The sequence below is a fragment of the Methanosphaerula subterraneus genome, from assembly GCF_052055875.1.
Lineage (GTDB): Archaea > Halobacteriota > Methanomicrobia > Methanomicrobiales > Methanospirillaceae > Methanosphaerula > Methanosphaerula subterraneus.
In genome coordinates this window covers 856061-878762 of the sequence record NZ_CP170508.1, presented here as the reverse complement: position 1 = coordinate 878762, position 22702 = coordinate 856061, and the positions used below count along the sequence as shown (strand labels likewise).

Here is a 22702-nt window from a genome sequence, read left to right as displayed (position 1 = left end):
ATCGATCTTTCACAGGTCCCGCTGGGGGGTGAGGTCGCATCCGGTGCAGGGGAGGCACATCGTCAGGGCCTTCCTCGCATCGAGTCCGTGACGTTCGAGTGCAGCCCTGTTGATACGGGTCAACGCGAGCAACCGGTCTGATGAAGGACGTTCGATGGCAATCGCTCCTTTCCTGAGTTGATGAGGGGAGATCGGGCGCAGGTTCGGGATCACCCCGATGCCGGCGAGCGTCTCCACACCCTCCTCTACACAGGCATCGCTCTCGCCAAGTCCAATGATGAAATTTGAGGAGACATGGTTCCTGCCAAAAATTCTGACCGCACCGTCGAGTGCCACAAGGATCTCATCGAGTGAGAGTCCGGGGCAGACTCTTTTAAAGATCGCCGGGTCCATCGTCTCGACATTGTATTTTATCTCCACCGCCCCTGCCGCACGAAGGTCTTCTGTTGATGTTGCGGTTGGATAGATGGATACACCGATGGGAAGATCGAACTGTTCTCGTAAAGAGCGGACGATCGTAACCATATACTGCGCTTCTTTCTCCGGAGATTCAGCCACCCCGCTCGTGAGAGAGATGGCCTGTACGGTGCCCCGGGCAACCGCTTCCTCCACCATCGCGGTAATTTCTTCGATCGTCTTTATTCGTCCCTGCAGGAGTGGCACTGGACAGAATTTGCAGTCAAAGATACACCGCTCGCTTACCGTGATATATGCCTGATCCGGGCAGTGGCAGAGTGGCAGTTCTAGAGTCCCGTACGCGATGATGCGCCCCTCCTTCTCTACCCCAACACCATCGTTCCATGGAATTATTTTTAATGGGGATTCTTTCTTGAGAGAGAGCCGGACACGATGGGTTCCGGACCTGATAAAAAATGATGTTCCGCCTGCACCCGGGCCAGCAGTTGCAACTGTTTTTAAGTTCGCAGGCAGGAGTGCCTGGTCGATATCCGCGCTTCCGATGCTGATCAGGAGCGCCTTTGTTTCAGCAGTGAGACCCTGTTCCATTCGTATCAACCTGGATATAATTAAATAATAACGAAAATGGTCATCATACATCAGAATGAAAAGAGCCAATGCCCGGATTCGAACCGGGTTGTAGCTGATCTGCAATCAGCCGCGTAGCCACTCCGCCACATTGGCACGGATGTTCACACCTGAAACATCGTATATCTTCATTGGCGGGGGAGTGATTAATAATCTGATTTTTGGGCCGATATTGCCGCAATTTCATCATAAACTGATAGGTACAGCCAAGGTTTGCTGATTTATTACCTTTTATTCTCTTTATTTCCCCATTCCTTAAAAACGACAGCGTGCCGTATCCCGTGTATACCCGATACGGAAGGTCCTGTCTGAATGTGATCTGTATGGCAACAATCAATCTAGAAAATCTCTCCATGATCTATGGATCCAACGGCTCGAGTTACACCGCGCTCTCCGGGGTCAGCCTCGATATCCAGGAAGGGGATTTCATCTCCCTTATCGGCCCTTCCGGCTGCGGCAAGAGCACCATAATCGATCTGGTCTCCGGACTGAAAGTGCCCACGGAAGGAACCATACGTCTCGATAACGAACCGGTGAACGGCCCGGGCCCTGACAGGGGGACGGTATTCCAGGATTACTCCCTCTTCCCCTGGATGACCACCTTTGAAAATATCTGTTTCGCTATCGAGCATACGAACGGAACCCATACTAAGGAAACTGTTGAGGAATCGGCGCAGAATTACCTCGATCTTGTAGGATTGGGGAAGTTCCGGAATGCCTACCCGAATACGCTCTCCGGGGGGATGAGACAGCGGGCCTCGATAGCCAGGATGTTCTCGATGAATCCGCGGGTTTTCCTCATGGATGAACCGTTCGGGGCACTCGACTCGCTCAACCGGATCTACATGCAGGACCTGCTGCTGCACCTCTGGTCAGATGGAGAGCGGAGGAAAACCGTCCTCTTCGTCACGCATGATGTCGATGAGGCCCTTCTCTTATCTGACCGGATAGCAGTTATGACCCCCTCCCCGGGAAGGATCAAGGAGATCGTCGACGTTCCGTTTGCCCGCCCCCGGTGCCGCAAGAGCCTCAGTACCAGTGCAGAATACGTGGCGCTGAAAGCGCACCTCCTCTCCGTGCTGTACTGCGATATGGTCGACGCAATCGAAAACCAGACCGCCGATCACAGGGTAGTGGCATGAAATCCGGTCTGATCACAGAGCAGGGCCTGGTCCTCCTCCTCCTTGCAGCAACGCTGATCCTCGCTGTTGCGGTTCCTGATGCTTCTGCACAGGCGGTCAGCACCAGCAGTGTCTTCATCGGTATACTGATAGTCCTGGTGATCCTGTTCCTTGCAGAACTTCACCTGCAACCGAAGAATGCTCCTGCAATCACCGATATATTCCTGCTGCTTTCGGTGATATTACTGGTCTGGGAGGTCCTCTTCGGGAAACTCGCAGTCCTCGATCCGTTCCTTTTCCCGGGCCCTGCAAAGGTCTTCGCGGTGTTTGGTGCTGACTGGGAGATCATGCTCAGGGGTATCGGGAGTTCGATGTTCTTCCTGACCTCCGGCTATCTCCTCGCACTTGTTGTGGCCATACCGGCAGGTCTGTATATCGGGTGGAGGAAACGGCTCTTTGCGGTTGCCTATCCGGTTGCAAAGGCAGTCTCTCCCATTCCGCCAACGGTATATCTTCCGTATGCGATCGTGGTGCTCCCCACCTTCTCTGCGTCATCGATCTTCCTGATCTTTATCGGCTCAATCTGGCCGATCTTTGTCGGGACTGTCTATGGAGTGTTCTCGATCGATCATCGGCTGATCAATTCAGCCCGGACGCTCGGACTCTCAGAGCACCAGATGGTGTGGAGGATCCTCCTTCCCGGGGCGATGCCCTCCATCTTCTCGGGAGCGATGATCTCCCTGATCATGTCGTTCATCACGCTCACCGTTGCCGAGATGATCGCTGCAACCTCCGGGCTCGGGTGGTACATCGAGTACCACCACCAGTTTGCCAATTACGACAAAGTGATCGCCGGCATGATCCTGATTGCGCTGGTCGTGATCGTCGTCATGTTCCTCTTTGATCGGGTCCAGCAGCATTACCTCCGCTGGCAACAGGTGGAATAGCGGCAGATCCTGCTGGAATGTGAAACCACAAATAGGAGGTCAGACAGATGCACCAATCACAACTGTGAATCGGGGCCATGGGGAAATTCCACCTGGTACTGCCCGAGATATCCGAAATGGAATGTACCCATGGCGTCCGTCGATCCCTGCTTCAGGAAGACCAGTAACTACCGCGTACTGATAGATCCGGAGGGCGTCGGTCATATCCGGATCATCAGGCGGGTAAATTTCAGGACTATCCTCCTTCTTTTCAAAGAGTTGTACCTCGAACTGCGGAAAAATTCCTCTGCCAAACCGCATATCATCATCTACCTGTCGCGTTCCCTCAGCACGGAGATGTCGGACAATATGCGGGATTTTCTGGACTTTGTGAAGTCCTGCCTTGATGGCTCATTTGAACTCCGTGTTGTCGAATAGATCTATTACTGCAAATTTTGCCGCATTTTTCCGGATAATCTACAAAACAGGGGATTTTTGCTTACACATCCACGTATTTATGTTTTTTATATCAGAATACTGAACGGCAATTCGCCAACCAGAACCGACGTTCCCGGCGGGAGCTTCTGTGATTGGATACGGCTCTCGCATCACAACTGCATGCTTTTGGTCCATCAACAGACAGCCGGGAGGTATGGGCGATGAACCATTACTGGTGAACATTATGAAGAAAGAACAATCGTACATACTCGCTGCACTCGTACTATTCGTCGTCGCAGGGGTACTCATCGCTGGATGCACGGGTTCAAGTAAAACCACAACGAGCCCGTCGACAGCAACACAGGTAACAACACCGTCCACCGATCAGGCGAAATCTCTGAAGATTGGATATCTCCCGTCGACTGGACATGCTCTCGTGTTTATCGCAAAAGAGAGAGGTTTCTTTGAGAAAGAAGGGCTGAACGTGGAACTGTCTCAGTTCCAGAACAGCGCCGACGGCACCAATGCCATCCTTGCGAAGAAGCTCGATACCGGCGGATTCGGTCCGTCGCCGCTTGTCTTCATCTCCAAGGGCTCACCGGAGACCATCATCGGTGGTCTGATGGGCGAGGGAGCCGGCGTCATCACCACGGCCGACAAGGCGGACCAGTTTAAGGATATCAAAAATTTCAAGGGCCGGACAGTGGCTACTGTCAGGCAGTCTTCCGGGGATATTCATTTCCGTGCTGCGCTCATGGATGCCGGGATTGACCTGAATAAGGATGTCACGATCCAGGAACTGGCGTCACCATCTGCAGTGCTCGATGCGGTCAAGGCCGGCAAAGTGGATGCCGGTGTCGTATGGACGCCGTACATGGAGATGGCCGAGAACCAGGGGCTAAAAACCGTAATCTTAACCGCCGACATCTTCCCCAAGCACCCCTGCTGCCGGGTAGCTGTGCTGACAGAGGAACTCACAACCAACCGTGACAGTTATGTCCGGATGGAACGGGCACTCCTCGATGCATACAAGTACCAGACGACAAATCCTGACGAGTCAGTCGACGCCATCGCAAAATACGTGGATATCGACAAGAGTATCATAAAATCCGCGCTCACGAACGGGCACTCATACATCTCACCGGACCCGAACACCAAGGGCGTTGAGAAGACCTACGAGATGCTCAAGCAGATCGGCTACATCAATTCGCCGGTGAATATCAGCGAACACATCGACAGCACGGTCTACAAGCAGGCGCTGGACGATGTCTCCAGGGCAAATCCGAACGATCCGTTCTTCCAGAACCTGCAGGCAGAGTACCAGACCCTGAACTCCTGAAGAATAAACCAGGAGATTCTCATTTTTTCTGACTTTCTTTGTTCCTCTCCTCTCAGATCTCCGGATTTGCGGCAAAGGTTGCCGCGGGTTTTCAATGATATGAATAACAGAGCAATACTTGCTTTTTTCTTGGCATATATAGGCAGATCTGACCAACGGGTTATGACTGAATCATGTCACGAATTTCTGTTGATTGCAGCAAGTGCAAGGTACAGGCCTGCTGGAGCAGCACTCCCGGCAATGGCCCGTCGTACTGCCCTACCAAGACAAAGATAGAGCCCATCCAGGAGGCTCTCGAGATGTACCTGGAGGATCCGGAGACACGGGAGATGGCGATCGCAGCCGCCCGAACCGAGGGGCGGAGTTATATGAAATGGACCCGGGTGGAGGACACGATTGACTTTGCCCATGAGATGGGGTACAAAAAACTGGGAATCGCGACCTGTATCGGCCTGATGGCCGAGGACCGGATCCTCCAGGAGATCCTGACCGCCCATGGGTTTGCCGTGACCTCCATCTGCTGCAAGTGCGGTGCGATACCCAAGGAAGATATCGGCCTTCTCGACAGCGAGAAAGCCAAGCCCGGCACATTCGAGCCGATCTGCAATCCTGTCGCACAGGCGAAGATCCTTGATGCCGCAGGGACAGAACTGAACATCCTGCTCGGCCTCTGTGTGGGCCACGACACCCTGTTCACGAAACATTCCAGAGCTCCGGTCACCACGCTGGTGGCAAAGGACCGGATCACCTGCCATAACCCGAACGCGGTCCTCCATGGAACGAGTTTTTACTACAAGAGGCTGATCTCACCATGAATACAAAAAAAAGAATTATTTCAGGAATTCTCGGGGGCCGGGTAGACCAGATACCCGTCTGGCTCCCGGTCGTCAGCATCACGGTTCCGATGATGGAACAGGCAAAGGCCCCATGGCCTGCTGCTCACCATGACCCGGAACTGATGGCAAAACTCGCCGCGATGCCATGGGAACTGGCCGGGCTTCCGGCTATAACCGTCCCGTTCTGCCTCTCTCTGGAAGCGGAAGCGCTGGGCTGTGAGCTCGACCCAGGCACCATCAACCGGACACCTTCGGTGAAGAAGCCGGCGTTTTCGATACCTGATGATTTTGTCCTCCCTGAAAACCTGCTTGAGAGAGGAAGGATTCCGGTCGTCCTGCGGGCGCTTGAGATCCTCCATGACCGGCTGGGAGAGGAAGTCCCGATCAATGCCAAGATCACCGGGGGATTCACCATAGCAGGTCATATCTACGGGGTGAGCGAATTCATCTCGTGGATCAAGACAAATCCTGCCTATGCTCATCAGGCTGTGGAGTCAGCCAGCCTGGTGACGAAAGCCCTGATCACAGCCTTCGAAGATCACGGGGCGGACATCATCAGCATCTCCGACCCGACTGCATCAGGAGATCTCCTGAGCGGGGACCAGTACCGCGAGTTTGTACTCCCCTACCACAAACGGGTGGCATCGGCAGCCCGGCGGCCTTCCGTCCTCCATATCTGCGGGAATTCGTCTGGTCTCCTGGAGCATATCAAGACGTCCGGGTTCGATGCCTACTCGTTTGAGGAGAAGATCGATGTGCTGACTGCGAAAAAGATCCTCGGGGACAACATCTCGCTCGTAGGAAATGTCGCACCTGTCGGCACGATGCTTCAGGGCAGCCCTGAGAAAGTGACTGCAGATGCGCTCCTGGCGATGCAGGGCGGGGTGGATGTGCTCTCATCGGGCTGCACCCTGCCGCCGCTCACCCCGCTTGAGAATATTCGTGCACTGGCCCGGGCGCCGGAACACTATCGGGTGCCTCGGGAACCGGAGGAGATCCTGCGGGAATTTTCCCGGGGATTTGCTGCGGGGGTGAACCAGTGAAGCCGTTCACGCTGGGTTTCCTCATCGGAGAGAGAATCCGGAATGACCCGGCCCTGGGGTTGAAACTTCTCAACAGCGAAAAAACTGTGGAACAGGAGCAACCGGCTGTGCAGGAAAAACTGGAACTGGCTACCCTTCTTCCAGAAGGAGAACCGTATCACTCCATCGCCCACGCAGTCGCAACAGGAGATGTGACAGCAGCAGAGAAGCTCGCTGCGATCGCAGTCCGGGATGGAATTGATCCCCTGTCAGTTGCGCTGAATGGGCTCCTGAAAGGAATGGATGCGATATCCATTCTCTACACCCGCCGGCAGGCATTTGTGCCGGAGGTCATCCTCTCTGCCCGGGCATTGCGGGCCGGCCTCGATGCATCCGGCAGTTCCCGTGACTCCATCGGGCGAAAAGGCGTGGTGCTGCTCCATACCGCTGACGGCGACCTGCACGATATCGGAAAGAATATTGTCGGTGCGATCGTCGAGGCGAACGGGTACCGGGTCGTCGACCTCGGCACATCCGTGGATTCCACGCAGGTGTTCGAGGCGATCCGTCAGAACAACCCCGTCGGGGTGCTGGGGTCATCCCTGATGACCTCGACCCGGGACGGCTTTCTCTCCACTGCCGACCAGCTCGCGGCAGCAGCGATCTCCATTCCGTTCATCATCGGTGGAGGTGCCTGTGACCGGGCATTTGCCGGGCAGCGGGAGAATATCCTGTATGCAAAAGATCCCGGCGAGGTCGTGAAGATCCTTGACGATCTGACAATTGCATAACCTCCGATAACTCTTTTTTTTTATTCGTCCGGCTGGTCAAATGCGAGCCCGCTCCGCTGGCAGCGGAGGCATGATGTCCCCCTGCACAACCGCAGGTCAACCTCGATGCCGGCATCTCCGGCTTTCAGTGCGTGATGCGGGCAGACCTTCAGGATACGGGCGCTGTTTTCCGTCCAGTCAGGAACCGGGACACGGTACTGCGGGAAGGTAAACGTCGTGGTCTCTGGTATCCATTGGGGGGGTTTCTGGTGAACAGCAGGATCCGGCCATGGTTTTGTCTTCCGGAAACGGGGTGCGCCTTCACACCAGTATGCGAGCTCATGAATGAAGAGATCGGAAAAGATCCTGCTCCCTGAGAAGGCAACATGTTCTGCTTCATCGGCGATCCTCTGGAGTGTCTCCAGCCGTTCTGTACCGGCAGCCAGGTCAGCAGCCATCTCAAGGGACGTATTGCCGTGCCGGACGATCGTACCCGCCGACGGGGGAACGATCTCCACGTCCCGTGCCCGGAGCGGGTCGACAAACGACCCGGCGGTACCTGCAAGATGACAGGTATGGATCGTGTCAATTGATGTCCCGGCAGTTTCGGCGAGTGTCATCTGCCCGGCACGGATCGCCCCGAATGCTTTTCCCGCTTCAACAAGATCCTCTTCTGAAAAAGAGATTCCATCCTGCAGTACCAGGTTTCCACCAGGTGCACGAATATTCGAGGGTGTGATTATCCCTTTCCCAAGACCCGCCGATACGAGCGATATCACGCCGGTTCCAGTGATCCCCCTGGCTTGCACCTGTCCTTTTCTACGGACCGTTCCCGGGCCGAGATCGATTGTGTCGCCTTCTGCCGGGTGCAGGGTGTCGTCGAGTACCTGGAGTGTCCAGCCCCAGTCGTACGCGATGCCGGCAATTGCACCGGGTGCGGCGAGCATCCCGTGCCGGATGTGCTGTCCCTCTATGGCAGGTCCTGCCGCTGCCGACCCGACATAGATCTTCCCGCCGGCAGAGAGCGCCATCTCCGCATTGGTGCCGAGATCGACAGCCATCACTGAATTTTTCCCGATCATCCCGGACTTATGGATCAGTGCGAGGGCATCGGCACCGACTTCAGCCCGGATTGCCGGCGGGACATGGAGATCGCAGGAGACTTCGAGCCCGAGTGTTCGGGCATCAATGCTCCGTGCAGACCTGTCAGGAATCCGGATCCCTTTCTGCCCGAGGGATGCCGGACTCATAAGAAGGTCCCGGATTTCTGCTCCCATAACCAGGGAGATCTGCCCGGTATTCCCGCAGATGGCCATCGATTCGATGCTGTGAGGATCACAGAGGATCTCAACCAGACCATTGATCGTCCTGATCATGATGCGCCGGGCGAGGTCCTGACCGAAGGTTGCCGAGAAGAGAAGATGATCGATCAGGTTGGTGCCGGGAAGGGGGTGCCATGATGTCGCCGCAGAGGCGATAGCATCTCCAGCTTCACGATCAATCGCAAGTGCCCGTATCCCGCTCGTTCCGATATCAAGGGCAATACCTGTAACTGGCATAGACTAATCCCGAAAGATCTGTGTGACTGACCTTAATATCATCTCAATATCGGCAGGTTTTGCCGGGAACATATCGTCCCTGATCGAGAATCCATTCCCTGACATACTTCCGGTGGCACCGACTCGCCTTTTCATGCCATCGGTGTCAGAAGGGATTGAAGATGCGCGGGAGGGATGATAATGATTTTTTATATGACTCCTGAGCATAATGGTGACTGGAGCGGTGACTGCTCGAAATATCCAGATATCATAATTAAAATCCAGGAAGAGAGAAAATTTGTCGATATTTGGGGTAAGAAATCCGATCCAGTCCAGCCCCGACGAACAGAAAAAGTTAACAATTGTGAACTTCAATGGTAGTATGGTGATTCCACTATGAGGGATCGTTTTTGTTGTAAACGCAAACGAGAATAACTCAACAATCGCACAGATCGGGCATCTGCCGCCATCGGCAAAGCTCGTATACAAAGTGTTGGAATCGGGCGGACAACTGACGCAGAAGGATCTCATCCGCGAGACCTCGCTGCCATCCAGAACCGTGCGGTACGCATTGAACAGGTTAAAGGAAGAGCAATTCCTAGTCGAGCGCTATTATTTCATCGACGCCCGGCAGAGCCTGTACAGCCTGAACCAGCAGCAACAGAGGGAGGTGGTTGCCGTATGATGCGGCCCCACATGCGTCCTACTGGCATGCACATTCCTAATATTCAGATGCGGAATTGATGCCGGCACCCTCCCCTCATCTCTCTTATGAATATGGTCTGTGATACCACAGCCCATTTTCTTTCAGAACAGATGTGCTTCTCAAGGATCATGTGATCTTTCGATTCGTGGCAATCTGATGAGAGAATAGATCCGGCCGGCAGTCCCCTCCGGGAAGACTTCCTTTTCTTGTTGTCATGATCAGGCCAGGGGACCAACCATGCCGTGCCTCCACGGAGCCGGCAGCCCCGGGCGCCATGTGCTCACCGGTCGCTGTTCTTTTCCTGTGGGGCAGCATGCGGACTACCCATGCTGGCTCCGTCCCATCCGAAAACTACTGGATTACTGTCACTCCAGGATCTTCCGGATCAGCGGGATCGTATGACCGAAAACCGGATACCTCTCATGAGAAGGATTATTGAATCGAAGAAGTTCTCCACCAGAAAAGTGACGAGTCTGGGAACGATGAGTGGGAAGAGATGGGAGATCTGCATAAAGAAAACCCCGGACAAACGTACTGTCAGCGCTCATGTCATTGTGCAGCCTGGACACCCTCCCACCCGATGGGCACAAAGCGAAATGGATATTTGACCGGAGAACAGAAGTATTTGAACTAAATTCCCTTAATCTCCATTCTTCCATTACATCAATCGGAAAACCCACGCCGGAACGGTAAAAGATGATATCGGTACTCTATGTAGATGACGACCCGGCGCTGCTGGAGATAGGGAAGTTGTTCCTCGAAAGAATCGGAAATTTTTCTGTTGAAACCTGCTCGTCAGCACCAGAAGCACTCCTTCGGTTGAAACAGATATCTTATCACGCAGTCCTCTCGGATTTTGACATGCCTGAGATGAATGGCATCCAGTTCCTCAAACAGGTTCGGGCCGATTACCCGAAACTCCCGTTTGTCATCTTTACCGGGAGGGGACGGGAGGATGTCGTGGTCGAAGCCCTGAACAATGGTGTGGATTTCTACCTCCAGAAGGGCGGTGAAGCAAAGTCCCAGTTTGCCGAACTGTCCCACAAACTCCGTCTTGCAGTTCAGAGCCGCCGATCGGAGGAGCGGATCCAGCATCTCGCCCGCTTATATGCGGTCCTCTCCAGGACCAATGAGGCGGCAACTGGTCTGCGGGATCGGGATGCTCTGCTCGCGGAAGCATGCCGGATCGCAGTACATGAAGGGGGGTTTCTGATGGTATGGGCAGGACTTCTCGATCCCCAGACCCGAACGATCACTCCTATCGCCCACTACAGTATAACCGGAAATCCTCTGCTTCCCCCGGCTGAACCTGGCGATGCCCTCCCTGTTGATGCACCTCCAACGAGTATCGCATTTCGGAAAGGGTTGTACAATATCGCTGCTGATAACCGTGACGATCCACGACTTCTGGATTGGAGAGATGCATTGCTCGCATATGGGTTTGGTTCGAGTGCTGCATTTCCCCTTCGTTCGGGAGAACAGGTTATCGGAGCCATGACATTCCATGCCCGCGAGCCGAGGTTCTTTGATGAGGAGGAGGTGCAGCTTCTTCTTGAACTGACGGATAATCTCTCAATTGCGCTTGAACTCATGGAGCGTGAGCAGGATATAACTGAACTCAAACAGATGAGCGACACCCTCCGGTCAACCAACCGGAAACTGAATCTCCTCAACAACATCATCCGCCATGACATCCTCAACACGGTGGCCGGGCTTATCGGCCTTGAGGAGATGACACTGGATATAGTCCGGGAAAAAGAGGTCGTGGAACTCCTGGGTGAGATCAAAGAATCAACTCTGAAGATACAGCAGCAGATCGCCTTTACCCGGGAATACCAGGATATCGGAGTCAACGCCCCGCAATGGCAGAATGTAACTGAAATTGCCGGCCGGGCCGGGGAACAATGTCTCGATAAGTTTGGAATCCGGCTTGATCTCGATCTCGGGGAGGTGGAGGTGTATGCAGATCCTCTCCTCGAAAAAGTCTTCTACAACCTCATGGACAATGCCATCAGATACGGGGAGGGTACAACTGTCATCAGGTTCCACTCCCGGGTATCGGGAACTGGTCTTGTCCTCTCCTGTGAAGATGACGGAGCAGGTGTGCCGGATGACGTGAAAGAACGGATCTTTGAGCAGGGGTACGGGAAAAATACCGGGCAGGGATTATTCCTGGTTCGGGAGATCCTTGCCATAACCGGCATCTCGATCACCGAAACCGGGTGTTATGGGCATGGCGCCCGGTTCGATATGCTCGTCCCACGGGATGGGTACAGGGCAGTGGGGAGGAAGGAGCCGCATTGCGCTCCCTGCTCTTCACCCGTGCACGAGTGAACCCTTCGGGACGATGAGAGAATCAACTATGACACAGCCTGGAATTTACCTTGTCGAAGATGATGATGTGATTGCAAAGACCACCGAATGGAGGGTCCGGAAGCTGGGATATGCGTTCACTGGCCGGGCAGTCAGCGGAAAGGATGCAATCGAATTCATATCCGGACACCGCCCTGATCTCGTCCTCATGGATATCAACCTGCAGGGGGGGATGGACGGTATCGAAACCGCGGCTATCATAACGAAGAGTTTTGATATCCCTGTCATCTACCTGACCGCAGAAATGGACAAAGAGACGATTGCACGGGCGAAACTTACCAATCCGAAAGGATACCTGGTAAAACCATTCGATGACAAGGATCTCATGGCAGCGATTGAGCTTGCTGCCAGATAACCTGAGATCGTTCTTATTCTTTTTAGATACCGATTTTTCACTTGTTCAGACGTGCCAGTATCTTTGATGATGTTTCAAACCGGGGTTTTTCTTCCCACTGTACTTGCTGGTAAAACTCGCAGTTGAGGCAGGTGCCGACCTTTGTGGCAAACGTTCCCTGCACCTTCCCACCACACATCGTACCGCTGATCGCCCAGCAGGCTCGACCGCCATTCTTTCCGTGGTTCACCCCATCAGTAAGCGTTTCAGTCGATGCAGGGCAGATCCCCAGTTCTGATGCGTTCTCTCCTCCGGGTTCTCGCCCGCATTTTTTGAATTCCCAACAGTTTAGATGAGTCATAACATTCCTCCTGCACTGGGATACCGGTTCAGATTGACAATTCTGCAGGACTTTTGTACGGTTGTTCTTTTATTTTATAGGGATTTAGATTGCGGCGAAATTTGTGTCTATCGTCGAAGATCCAGTATCCGGTTCCCCTGCAAGGGGAAGAGGATTTGAGAGGAAACCAGAATTCTTCGAAGGTGCCCTCCTGCTCTCGTCGTCTCTTCAACAAGCAATTTTTGCCTGTTTTGAAGTTTTTATCTCTGGGTATCACCAATATTGAAGATACTATATTCCAAACAACGTGATTCATCCTCAATCCACAGCATCCAGAAAATGGGTCTAAAAAGATCTGCTGGGGAAGGGGTGATTTGCATGGAACTGGTAAATGAATATCAGAATCATCCGGAGGTCCACGATGTGTAGTCAAATGTGTTCGCAATCAATACCCCATAGATCGACGATGACTACTCAATTGTCCGGGCAGAGAGTAAGCCCGGAAGGAACCCCGTATGACCTCAATTATATTACCAGAAGACCTGCGTCAGCACATTTCAACCGCATCCATTCCAGTTCACAGTGGTGACAACCGCCACGGCCGAATCGGAATTTTGATGACACGGGCAGAGATTGAACGGAAGGAATGGTTGGATAAATAATCCAGCCGATCATTCCCTGTCTGGGAGAATACCAGAATTTTACCCTGCAGTGCTTCCCCGGGCAGGTTGGTGCAGCCGGCATGAATGAACTGCCTGGATCGATAACAGGTAGCCTTCGCATTCATACGTACACCTGGATCTCACGTCATCTCCCTCGCCCGTGCGTCTCCGTCAATACTGGATACCGGTCTGAAACGGACTGCCGCCATTGAACCGGAGATTGAACGGCGGATACAGAGGGATGGGGGAACCGTACTGCTCTCCATCCGTGCGCGAGTGAGCCCATTTTGGATAATGAGAGAAGAAAAATGACACAACAGAAAATTTACCTTGTTGAAGATGATGATGTGCTTGCAAAGACTACCGAATGGAGAGTCCGGAAATTGGGATATGAATTCACAGGCCGGGCTGTCAACGGAAAGGATGCAATCGAATTCATCTCTGGGCAGCGCCCTGATATCGTCCTCATGGACATCAACCTGCAGGGGGCGATGGACGGTATCGAAACCGCGGCTATCATAACGAAGAGTTTTGATATCCCCGTCATCTACCTGACTGCAGAAATGGAAAAAGGGACGATTGCACGGGCGAAACTTACCAATCCGAAAGGATACCTGGTAAAACCCTTCGATGACAGGGATCTCATGGCAGCGATTGAGCTTGCTGCCAGATAACCTGAGATCGTTCTTATTCTTTTTAGATGCCGGTTTTTACTTGTTCAGACGTTCCAGTATCTTTGCTGACGTTTCAAACCGGGGTTTTTCCTCTCGCTGCACCCGCTGGTAGAACTCGCAGTTGAGACAGGTGCCGATCTTAGCGGCCAGGGTCCCCTGCACCCTCCCCTCGCACATCGTACCGCTGATCGCCCAGCAGGCTCGACCACCATTCTTACCGTGGTTCATCCCATCGGTTAATGTTTCAGTCGATGCAGGGCAGATCCCGAGTTCTGATACGTTCTCTCCTCCAGGTTCACGCCCGCACTCTTTGAATTCCCAGCAGTTTTCATGAGTCATATAATCCCCCTGCAATGGGATGACGATTCATAGTGATATATCTGCAGACCTTTTGTAAAAAATGTTTTTTCTGCCAAAATGACGGTGTTCCCGTCCGCAGTAGAATGTGCAGAATTTTTGAGGAGCGCTCTTTGACTGAGTGGATAGATGATCAACGCGCCACAATAATGACAAATGGTCTGTATTATTCCCTCTGTCGTTCTTGCCCAAATTGTATCTTCATCATGCAATTTTTGCCCGATTTGAAGTCCTTATCTCTGGATACGCCAATCGTTGAGATACTGGATCCAGAGCGACGTGGTTCATCCTCGGTCCATGATGGCAGGCAGATGGACTGGCTATCATCTGGGAGGATGACGGTGTGAGATCCCAGGCATGGGAAAAATACCAGACTCGGACTCTTCCTTGTCCTGGAGATCTTATCGATCACCTGCATCGAGATCAGGGAAACAGGTACACCCGGGGCAGGAGCGAGATTTGAGATTGTCGTTCCGAAAGATTTGTACCGGCTTGTCGGTCCCTGATCGAATGGAACAAAACGCGATGTGAGAACTCAATTATTGAAACCTTCTGATTTTCATCACTGACCGACCCAGTTGCACCACCCCGTTGCATCCCTTTCCTCTGAAAAGGTGGAAATGGAAGGGGTCTGTGCCCAGAGCATTCCACGGCAACATCTGCCGCGATAAGAGATCATATATCAAGTATCCTCTGAGTATCTGATGATGCCGGCTACCAAAGGGATTGCCTGGATAGTAATCACGCTCTGTCTGGCTGTTGCAGCGTCTCCTGTATCGCTCATCTGCGTCTCATCAGGGGCCCTCCGCCTCCCGTGCTCAACTGGGGCCGGGATGAGTTCTACAATGGGTTCGTGCGAAGGGCTCGGGGATTCGGCCCAGGCCGCTCCGTCTTCTGCGCATCGTTCCTGTCCGATGCCGAACTCCTGTGCCGCTATCGGGGATCAGCGAGAGACTTTCCGAGGTCCTCGCGGAACAGAGGAGGACCGCCTCGCCGGGCAGCGCCGGATCTATCGGAAGAACCTTCTCGAACATCCCGGGCGGGCCGCGATCTACAATGCTATCGTCTCGAACCCCGGGATCGACCTGGCTGCGATATCCCAGATGGTCGTAATGAACCGACAGACACTCCGGTACCATCTCGACCTGCTCGAATCCCTCCACAAGATCACGGTCATGCGGGAGCGCGGAACAACCCGGTACTTTGAGAATAGCGGGCGGTACGGAGCGATCGAACAGCGTGTCCTCCTCCACCTCCGAAGCCCTACGGCTTGCGCGATCCTCGCCCTCATCCGGTCGAACCCCGGGATCACACAATCGGTGATCGCCGCTCAGGTTGCGTGCTCGGCTCCGACCGTCCGCTGGCATATACGCCGTCTCCTCGATGATGGAATCGTGACGGCTGAGCATGTCGGGAGGAACACCCGGTACCACCTGACTGATGAAGGATGCGCGACGATGCAGCAGGTCGCTGTCACTCCCTGCACTGCGGCCTGAAAGGATCCTGACGGGTCCATCCCCCACAGTCCTTTTGGGGTAATGTCGACTCCCCCTTCCATCTTCTTCTCCAATTTTTTCCCTCTGGCTCTGTATCCGGACTTCGGATCGATGCGCTATCCTCATCTTTACGTTTGGTCAGGTCAGGCCTGGGACATGTCGGTGCACGGTGGTATGGAATAGGGAGAGGATCCGGTGAGAACAGATTATACCACCTGTGCCGACATCTCATCACAATTGTGAACCCGGTTCCAACTCCCGAAGGTGCATGAACAACACGCCGTCGGTACAGGCAGGGATCGCGTTTCACAAGGGTACGATTCCCCTGGCGGGGTTATGGAGAACAACAGCATGGAAACGACACTCAAGGTTTTTGGAATGCACTGCGCGAGCTGTGCAATGTTGATTGAGGACGCGATAAGCGAGATACCGGGTGCACGGGCGCTCTCGGTCGACCACGTGGGCGGAACAGTCCTGGTAAATCACGATTCGGAGGCAACACTTGAGGCGATCAGACAGGCAATCCAGAGCGAAGGGTTCACCCTCTGAACCCACTCCGGAGAGCCAGACCGGGCAGGGGCCGGATCGGGCCGATGGCGTGATCGTCTCCGAGCTCACGCTTCACGGCATGCACTGCGAGTCCTGTGCACGGATCATCGAGCGGACAGTTTCGCGGCACACGGGAGCACGGGTCACGTCGATCGACATGGCGAACAATCGGCTGGTCATCGAGAGCCGGAAGGGGCAGCTCGAAGAGATTCGCGACGAACTGCGGGAGAAGGGCTATCAGTTGCTTCTCCCCGGAGAGAGTGCGGTGGAAGGCTTCGAGGCTGGATCGCTTCGTCGTGGGATCGATGTTCTGAAGAAGGTGATCTTCAATGCCCGGGGCTTTGAGGTCGAACACACGCTCCTCAGGTATGCCCTCGGAGCGATCGCCATCGTGCTCGCTGCACAGGCGGCGCTCTTTGGTCTGCTCTTCCGAAACACTCCGGGATTCCTGAATGCGTACTGGAGCGTTTCGCTCCTCACCGCAGTCTCGATCGTGGCGTTCCTCTTCGCCTATTACCATTCGAATGCATTCCGGAAGAGCTCGTCGTGCATGACCGGGATGATGACCGGCATGACCTTCGGGATGGCCGGCGGCTTTCTGATCGGTGCGTTCGCTGGTGCGACGAACGGCATGTTCCTTGGGAGCATCATCGGTATGGTGACCGGTATGGGTCTCGGGTACGTCACGGGACGGTCGTGCGGAGTGATGGGCGTGATGGAGGGGATGATGGGCGGCCTGATGGCCGGCACGATGGGCGCGATGCTCTCGGCCATGCTGATCTACGATCGGCTCGTCCCGTTTCTCTTCATCCTGACCGGGACCGAGGGCCTCATCCTGGTGGTGTACAGCTACATGCTGTACAAGGAATTCGGAAATATGAAGCAGCAGGATCTCAGGGTGAGCGGGATGGAGTTCGCCGTCCTGGCGCTCGCGCTCGACCTGGCCCTGACGGTGGTGTTTGTGTTCGGGCCCAAGACGGGCTACGTGCTCGGCGGATAGGTGAGATGATGGTGAAAAAAGTTGAGATAAACATCGACGGTATGCATTGCGGGTCGTGCGCCACCCTGATCTCCCGGGCGCTCACGAAGACCCCCGGGGTCGTCACCGCCAACGTGAACTATGCATCCCGGAAGGCTCGTGTGGAGTTCGACGAGTCACAGCTCGACGAACAGAGGCTCGTCGACCTGATCGCATCGAAGGGATATGCAGCAAAGGTCGGGGTCGACCCCGACACCGAACGGCTCGTTCGGGAGAAGGAGATCTCGGATCTGAAGATCTCCCTGATCTTCAGTGCCCTGTTTGCCGTTCCTGCACTCCTGCTCGGCATGGTCTTCATGGACGTCCCGTACCGGGTGCTCCTGCTCTTCCTGCTGGCGACCCCGGTCCAGTTCGTGGTGGGGAAGAACTTCTACCTCGGAGCCTGGAGCGCACTCCAGAACCGGATCGGGACCATGGATACGCTCATCACGGTCGGGACGAGCGCCGCGTACTTCTACAGTGTCGCTGCGATGTTCGGGCTGGTCACCGAGCAGTACTTCGAGACCGTGGCCGTCCTGATCACCCTGGTGATCCTCGGGAAGTACCTCGAGGCGGTGACCAAGGGCCGGACGAGCGACGCGATCAGGCAACTGATGGGCCTCACGCCGAAGGTCGCGACGGTGGTGCGGGACGGGCGCGAGATCGAGATCCCGATCGAAGCGGTGATGGTGGGCGATCTCCTGCTGGTGAAGCCCGGCGAGAGGGTTCCGGTGGACGGGACCGTCGTAGCGGGGGAATCGGCCGTCGACGAGAGCATGATCACCGGGGAGAGCATCCCGGTCGAGAAGGCCGTGGGATCGACGGTCATCGGCGGGACGATCAACAAGAACGGGATGATCCGGTTCGAGGCGACCAGGGTCGGGACAGACACGGTCCTCTCCCAGATCGTCCGGCTCGTCGAGGACGCGCAGGGGAGCAAGGCCGATATCCAGCGGTTCGCGGACCGGATCAGCGGTATATTCGTGCCGGTCGTGATTGGAATCTCTGTGCTCACCTTTATCGCATGGTACTTCGTCCTCGGCATGTCGTTTCCGTTCGCCCTCATGGTGGCCGTGGCCGTGCTCGTGGTCGCCTGCCCGTGCGCACTCGGTCTCGCGACACCGACGTCGATCATGGTCGGTACCGGGATCGGGGCACAGAAGGGCATCCTGATCAAGAGTGCCGAGAGCCTCGAGATGATGCACAGGGTGAACGCAGTCGTCTTCGACAAGACCGGGACCATCACCGAGGGTAAACCCCGGGTGACTGACTTCCTCACCGGGTCTGAGGACGAGGTGCCGGCCCTGATCGGGTATGCGTATACCGTCGAGCGGAACTCCGAGCACCCGCTCGCCGATGCCATCACCGGGTACGGACGGGAGCACGGTGCGAATCCCGGGGAGATATCAGAGTTCAGAGCCATACCCGGCTTCGGCGTGGCCGCGACCGTCGACGGCAGATCTATTTACCTCGGAAAACCGGAACGGGGCGTCCTCGACGCGGAGATGGAGGCCCGGGTCGGTCGTCTCCAGGACGAGGGGAAGACGGCGATGATCCTGAAGGTCGACGACGTTCCCCGTGCGATCATCGGTGTTGCAGACACCATCAAGGCGACGAGCGCCAGGGCGGTCGAGGAGCTGAAACGCCTGGGGATCGAGACCTGGATGATCACCGGGGATAACGAGAAGACCGCCCGGGCGATCGCCCGGATTGCGGGTATCGAGAACGTCTTTGCCGAGGTCCTCCCCCAGGACAAGGCCGAGTACGTGAAACGGCTCCAGGAGAAGGGGCTCAAGGTCGTGATGGTCGGCGACGGTATCAATGATGCTCCTGCGCTCGCGCAGGCGGACATCGGGGTCGCGATGGGTTCGGGAACTGACGTGGCGATGGAGGCCGGCTCCGTGGTCCTGATGCGTTCCGACCCGCTCGATGTGCCGCAGGCGATCCGGCTCGGCAGGGCTACGATCAGGAAGATCCGGCAGAACATGGCCTGGGCACTGGTGTATAACATCATCGGGATCCCGATCGCTGCCGGGCTCCTGTATCCGTCATACGGAATTCTGCTCTCGCCGATCATCGCAGGCGGCGCGATGGCGCTCTCCAGTGTATCGGTCGTGACGAACGCACTCACCCTTCGGTGGGTCAAACTCCAGGTGACACCATGAAGATCAGTCTATGGTTCAGGGAGAATAGGGGCGCTCTTGCGTTCGCAGCGGTGATGATGATCCTGGGGTCCTTCGGGTATTTCGCACTCGGGGCCCCGGACGGCATGGCCGGCGGCACGGCGAACAGCACGATGTCGAAGATAACGGGCATGACGCCGGCACCGGTCGACCCGTCGGTCTTCGACGGTATCACGTACAAGATCGCATTCACCCCGGACGGCACGCCCAAGGTCTTCGCCCATGCGAAGAGCAACGCGCTCGCAAACCTGAGCGTGGCAGAAGGCGTCCGAATCCCTGACGGGAACTCCATGATCCTCGGGTACACCGAAGGGGAGATGATGAAAGAGGAGAAGTTGTTCACAAAACCGGGCGATTCCCTGACGAACTTCTTCGGGATCGATCGGATCGAGATCGGCGGGATCTACAACCGCACCGGGACATTCGTCGACGATCTGCATTTCATGAGCACGCACGACTACGGCAATCTCATGGGTGAGGAAGGACGGGTATACTCGAAGCTGACGCCGGATAAGGTGCCGAAGCTCTTCTACTCCCTTGGAGTGAACGAGACCGTGCCGACGAAGTTTGTGCTCGGGGAGGGCAACATGAGCGGCTATTCGGTACACGATCTCGGGGGAGTGGAATATTATCCGCTTGTCCTCGGCTCGAACGAGGCAACAATGATGCGCGAAGAGAAACTGTTCGACAACGTCGGCGATGAGATACGGGGTTTCTTCGGAAAGAACGTGGTCGTGGTCGGTGTGCTCGAAACGACGAATTCGAGTTTCGATATGATGCACGTTGTACCATTGAATGAAACCCAGCTTGGATAAGGAGGAGATAACGACTATGAATTCAACAACGAAAGCAGCGATTGGGATAATTGTTGTAGCTGTCTTTGCGATACTCACCCTGCATTGCGGAGGCATCGTTACGGGAAGCGCTCAGAACATTCCGACAACCGGTGCAGCGGCTCTGCAACAGTCAGGATATCAGAATACGACAGATACCACAAACCCAGGAACAGAGATCGGGCAGACCAGGACCATCAAGCTGAGCTACGATGGTTCCCAGTATTCGCCGGCCGAGATCCGTGTGAAGCAGGGGACGAAGGTCAGAATCGAAGGGGACCCCACGACCCTCCGAGGGTGCATGCTCGTCGTCAACATCGGCGGGTACAATATCAGCAAGGCTATCCGATCGGGTGACAACGTGATAGAGTTCACCGCAGAGAAGGTGGGGATGTTCCCCATCAACTGCAACATGGGGATCGGCGACGGCAAACTGATCGTCGAGAGCAGTTAGGGCTGGGGTTGTGTCTCAAAACCCCATTCTCTTTCCCTTTTTCAGGCTCTGTTGAAACCCTCGTAATTAGATAAATATGCAACCCTGGTTGATGGAGGAAAGGGATATAGAGTAGAATGAGAAGATCTCAACAGAGTCGAATATCCGGTACACATCAAAACCACCGGCCCTGGATTCCCTGTACCTGTTGATAATGAACGCCCCCCCATCTCCTCAAAAGCGGGCCGGCTCTGCCTCATAAGGGTTTGAATTTCATGTATTCTCCTCACCGGGAACCATGATAGATATACCTCGCATCTCCGTTCCCATGGCAGGATGATTCATCATACATGACCGTGACCGATTTTACCAGACTCAGATTTCACATCTCTGCAGCGGACACGAGCATCTCCTTCTTGGAAATCCGGTCGCCGCCACAGGGGACGTAGGTTTTCTCATTCATTGCGATCCTCACATGTACCTTCGTAATAATCTAAGGTCGAAATGGGCCGGGATTTGTACAGTACGCGTACACGTGTACGCCCGCCACGTAGGATCTGATAACTCAAATTCCCCCGGGCTTAGAAAATTTCCATCTCAGGTTGATGGAGGAAGGGGATATTAAAGTGGAATTAGAGAGTTTCAACAGAGCCGTTTTTTTGGAAAAATTGAAAAGATCAGACGAGAGGATCCGGCTGCTGATCCCCGAGTGCCGGAAGCTTCGTGGTCTTGATCAGCACCTGCTCGTCGCCCTGATGGAGCTTTTCAATGACGATCTCTTTTGCTTTCTTTGTGAGAACAAAGATCGGTATTGCGACGCCGGCCTGCATGAGAGCCTTCCGGCCGATGATCTCCCGGACCGTTTTTGAGGCGCAGGAGGTCATCAGGTCTGCTGTTGCAGCGAACGTCTCTGCTTCACTCGCGGTCAGTCCGGTGACATGGACCCCGAAGATGATCGTGTCAGGATAGAGATTCCGGATCGTTTCTGCGTCCCTGGGCAGTGCAACCGTCACCGCGATCTTTTTGTACCCCAATTCCCGGGCGCGTTCGACACCAGCAACCTGGTTCAGGCGTGCATGGCCCTTATCGATCACAACCCCGCCGTTCTCCTCGATCCGCTGAATAACCTCCGCATAGGGGGTCGTTGAAACAAGACCTGACATTCTTCCCCCGATCCCCTGCACAAGGGCGGGTTTTGTCACGACGACAGTCCCGGCGCCATCGCAGGCGAGGACAACCGCATCGATCAGGCCGGCATCAAGACCGAAACTCAGGATCTCGGATGCTCCGAATCCGACAAACGTCCGGGTATCGAGCACGTCCCGTTTCGGTGTACACATTCCCCATGCCCGGATACGGTTTTCGATGTTCGCTTTCACGGCGTCTTTGGTAATTTCCGGAACCGGAAGGGCCATTTTTTTTGCAAGAGGACACTCCTTTATCCGTGCCTCGCCGACTTCGACCACTTCTCCTCCTCGTATGACGATGCGACTCCTTCCGATCGCCTCTATGACGTGTTCATCGTGTTCTGCTGTCATAAGATACCTGCTTAATCTTTATGATTCCGGGTTTAAGGAACATCATATTGTGGCCAACTTTTTGAGGATGATGGATGAACGGTGGAGTGCCGGCGAGGTCAGATCACTGGCTGAAGATCCGACAATTTCCTTCCGCATAGCCTCCGGTTGAGCCTCCTCATTCAGGAGGCCG

22 protein-coding genes and 1 tRNA gene are annotated in these 22702 nt (G+C 55.0%); 17 read left to right on the top strand and 6 right to left on the bottom strand.

Features of this window, described 5'->3' with window-relative positions; genetic code table 11:
• Positions 1–9: 9 nt before the first annotated feature.
• Positions 10–1005 (bottom strand): radical SAM protein, encoded by a 996-nt coding sequence (locus ACFKSJ_RS04050; RefSeq protein WP_440950981.1) that lies wholly within the window; start codon positions 1003–1005, stop codon positions 10–12.
• Positions 1006–1068: 63 nt separating this feature from the next.
• A tRNA-Cys gene (locus ACFKSJ_RS04045) sits at positions 1069–1140 on the bottom strand.
• A 227-nt stretch (positions 1141–1367) separates the two neighbouring features.
• Here ACFKSJ_RS04045 and ACFKSJ_RS04040 point away from each other — a divergent pair.
• The 6 genes from ACFKSJ_RS04040 to ACFKSJ_RS04015 all read left to right on the top strand — a co-directional run bounded on the left by ACFKSJ_RS04040 (position 1368) and on the right by ACFKSJ_RS04015 (position 7517).
• Entirely contained in the window at positions 1368–2186 is an 819-nt protein-coding gene (locus tag ACFKSJ_RS04040) for an ABC transporter ATP-binding protein (protein WP_440950980.1), read from the top strand.
• The gene (locus ACFKSJ_RS04035; RefSeq protein WP_440950979.1) at positions 2183–3112 is read left to right on the top strand and encodes an ABC transporter permease; all 930 of its coding nucleotides are present in this window, start codon (positions 2183–2185) and stop codon (positions 3110–3112) included. The genes ACFKSJ_RS04040 and ACFKSJ_RS04035 overlap by 4 nt, the downstream gene beginning before the upstream one ends.
• A 661-nt stretch (positions 3113–3773) precedes the next feature.
• Positions 3774–4868, top strand: a complete 1095-nt coding sequence (locus tag ACFKSJ_RS04030; protein ID WP_440950978.1) for an ABC transporter substrate-binding protein — start codon at positions 3774–3776, stop codon at positions 4866–4868.
• Positions 4869–5041: 173 nt separating this feature from the next.
• Positions 5042–5683, top strand: a complete 642-nt coding sequence (locus ACFKSJ_RS04025) for a DUF1847 domain-containing protein (RefSeq protein ID WP_440950977.1) — start codon at positions 5042–5044, stop codon at positions 5681–5683.
• Positions 5680–6747, top strand: coding sequence for an MtaA/CmuA family methyltransferase (locus ACFKSJ_RS04020; RefSeq protein WP_440950976.1), 1068 nt, complete (start codon positions 5680–5682; stop codon positions 6745–6747). The genes ACFKSJ_RS04025 and ACFKSJ_RS04020 overlap by 4 nt, the downstream gene beginning before the upstream one ends.
• A gap of 107 nt (positions 6748–6854) precedes the next feature.
• Positions 6855–7517: a cobalamin-dependent protein gene (locus tag ACFKSJ_RS04015; RefSeq protein ID WP_440950975.1), complete on the top strand. Its 663-nt coding sequence runs from the start codon at positions 6855–6857 to the stop codon at positions 7515–7517.
• Positions 7518–7537: 20 nt separating this feature from the next.
• Here ACFKSJ_RS04015 and ACFKSJ_RS04010 read toward each other — a convergent pair whose 3' ends face one another.
• The gene (locus ACFKSJ_RS04010) at positions 7538–9055 is read right to left on the bottom strand and encodes an ASKHA domain-containing protein (protein ID WP_440950974.1); all 1518 of its coding nucleotides are present in this window, start codon (positions 9053–9055) and stop codon (positions 7538–7540) included.
• Between the two features lie 469 nt (positions 9056–9524).
• On the opposite strand from ACFKSJ_RS04010, the gene ACFKSJ_RS04005 reads away from it, so the two are divergent.
• The 3 genes from ACFKSJ_RS04005 to ACFKSJ_RS03995 all read left to right on the top strand — a co-directional run bounded on the left by ACFKSJ_RS04005 (position 9525) and on the right by ACFKSJ_RS03995 (position 12468).
• Positions 9525–9719: a winged helix-turn-helix transcriptional regulator gene (locus ACFKSJ_RS04005; RefSeq protein ID WP_440950973.1), complete on the top strand. Its 195-nt coding sequence runs from the start codon at positions 9525–9527 to the stop codon at positions 9717–9719.
• Positions 9720–10436: 717 nt separating this feature from the next.
• Positions 10437–12074: a response regulator gene (locus ACFKSJ_RS04000; protein WP_440950972.1), complete on the top strand. Its 1638-nt coding sequence runs from the start codon at positions 10437–10439 to the stop codon at positions 12072–12074.
• A gap of 28 nt (positions 12075–12102) precedes the next feature.
• Complete coding sequence (locus ACFKSJ_RS03995) at positions 12103–12468, top strand: response regulator (protein WP_440950971.1); 366 nt, start codon at positions 12103–12105, stop codon at positions 12466–12468.
• 37 nt (positions 12469–12505) lie between these two features.
• Here the strand turns inward: ACFKSJ_RS03995 and ACFKSJ_RS03990 are convergent, their stop codons facing one another.
• Entirely contained in the window at positions 12506–12808 is a 303-nt protein-coding gene (locus ACFKSJ_RS03990) for a two-CW domain-containing protein (protein ID WP_440950970.1), read from the bottom strand.
• A 103-nt stretch (positions 12809–12911) separates the two neighbouring features.
• Between ACFKSJ_RS03990 and ACFKSJ_RS03985 the strand changes: the two genes are divergently transcribed.
• Complete coding sequence (locus tag ACFKSJ_RS03985; protein ID WP_440950969.1) at positions 12912–13073, top strand: hypothetical protein; 162 nt, start codon at positions 12912–12914, stop codon at positions 13071–13073.
• A 684-nt stretch (positions 13074–13757) separates the two neighbouring features.
• On the top strand, positions 13758–14123 hold the full coding sequence (locus ACFKSJ_RS03980) for a response regulator (RefSeq protein ID WP_440950968.1): 366 nt from the start codon (positions 13758–13760) through the stop codon (positions 14121–14123).
• A gap of 36 nt (positions 14124–14159) precedes the next feature.
• Here the strand turns inward: ACFKSJ_RS03980 and ACFKSJ_RS03975 are convergent, their stop codons facing one another.
• Entirely contained in the window at positions 14160–14462 is a 303-nt protein-coding gene (locus ACFKSJ_RS03975) for a two-CW domain-containing protein (RefSeq protein ID WP_440950967.1), read from the bottom strand.
• A gap of 722 nt (positions 14463–15184) precedes the next feature.
• On the opposite strand from ACFKSJ_RS03975, the gene ACFKSJ_RS03970 reads away from it, so the two are divergent.
• The 6 genes from ACFKSJ_RS03970 to ACFKSJ_RS03945 all read left to right on the top strand — a co-directional run bounded on the left by ACFKSJ_RS03970 (position 15185) and on the right by ACFKSJ_RS03945 (position 21013).
• Positions 15185–15976 carry a winged helix-turn-helix transcriptional regulator gene (locus ACFKSJ_RS03970; protein WP_440950966.1) on the top strand — a complete coding sequence of 264 codons (792 nt, stop codon included), beginning with the start codon at positions 15185–15187 and terminating at the stop codon, positions 15974–15976.
• 336 nt (positions 15977–16312) lie between these two features.
• Positions 16313–16525 (top strand): heavy-metal-associated domain-containing protein, encoded by a 213-nt coding sequence (locus tag ACFKSJ_RS03965; RefSeq protein WP_440950965.1) that lies wholly within the window; start codon positions 16313–16315, stop codon positions 16523–16525.
• Complete coding sequence (locus tag ACFKSJ_RS03960) at positions 16479–17525, top strand: cation transporter (protein ID WP_440950964.1); 1047 nt, start codon at positions 16479–16481, stop codon at positions 17523–17525. Before ACFKSJ_RS03965 ends, ACFKSJ_RS03960 begins: the two co-directional genes overlap by 47 nt.
• Positions 17526–17533: 8 nt before the next feature.
• Positions 17534–19708, top strand: coding sequence for a heavy metal translocating P-type ATPase (locus tag ACFKSJ_RS03955; RefSeq protein ID WP_440950963.1), 2175 nt, complete (start codon positions 17534–17536; stop codon positions 19706–19708).
• Positions 19705–20541 (top strand): hypothetical protein, encoded by an 837-nt coding sequence (locus tag ACFKSJ_RS03950; protein WP_440950962.1) that lies wholly within the window; start codon positions 19705–19707, stop codon positions 20539–20541. Before ACFKSJ_RS03955 ends, ACFKSJ_RS03950 begins: the two co-directional genes overlap by 4 nt.
• Positions 20542–20557: 16 nt before the next feature.
• Positions 20558–21013: a hypothetical protein gene (locus tag ACFKSJ_RS03945; RefSeq protein WP_440950961.1), complete on the top strand. Its 456-nt coding sequence runs from the start codon at positions 20558–20560 to the stop codon at positions 21011–21013.
• 656 nt (positions 21014–21669) lie between these two features.
• Here the strand turns inward: ACFKSJ_RS03945 and ACFKSJ_RS03940 are convergent.
• Positions 21670–22530 (bottom strand): methanogenesis marker 8 protein, encoded by an 861-nt coding sequence (locus ACFKSJ_RS03940; RefSeq protein WP_440950960.1) that lies wholly within the window; start codon positions 22528–22530, stop codon positions 21670–21672.
• Positions 22531–22702: the final 172 nt, after the last annotated feature.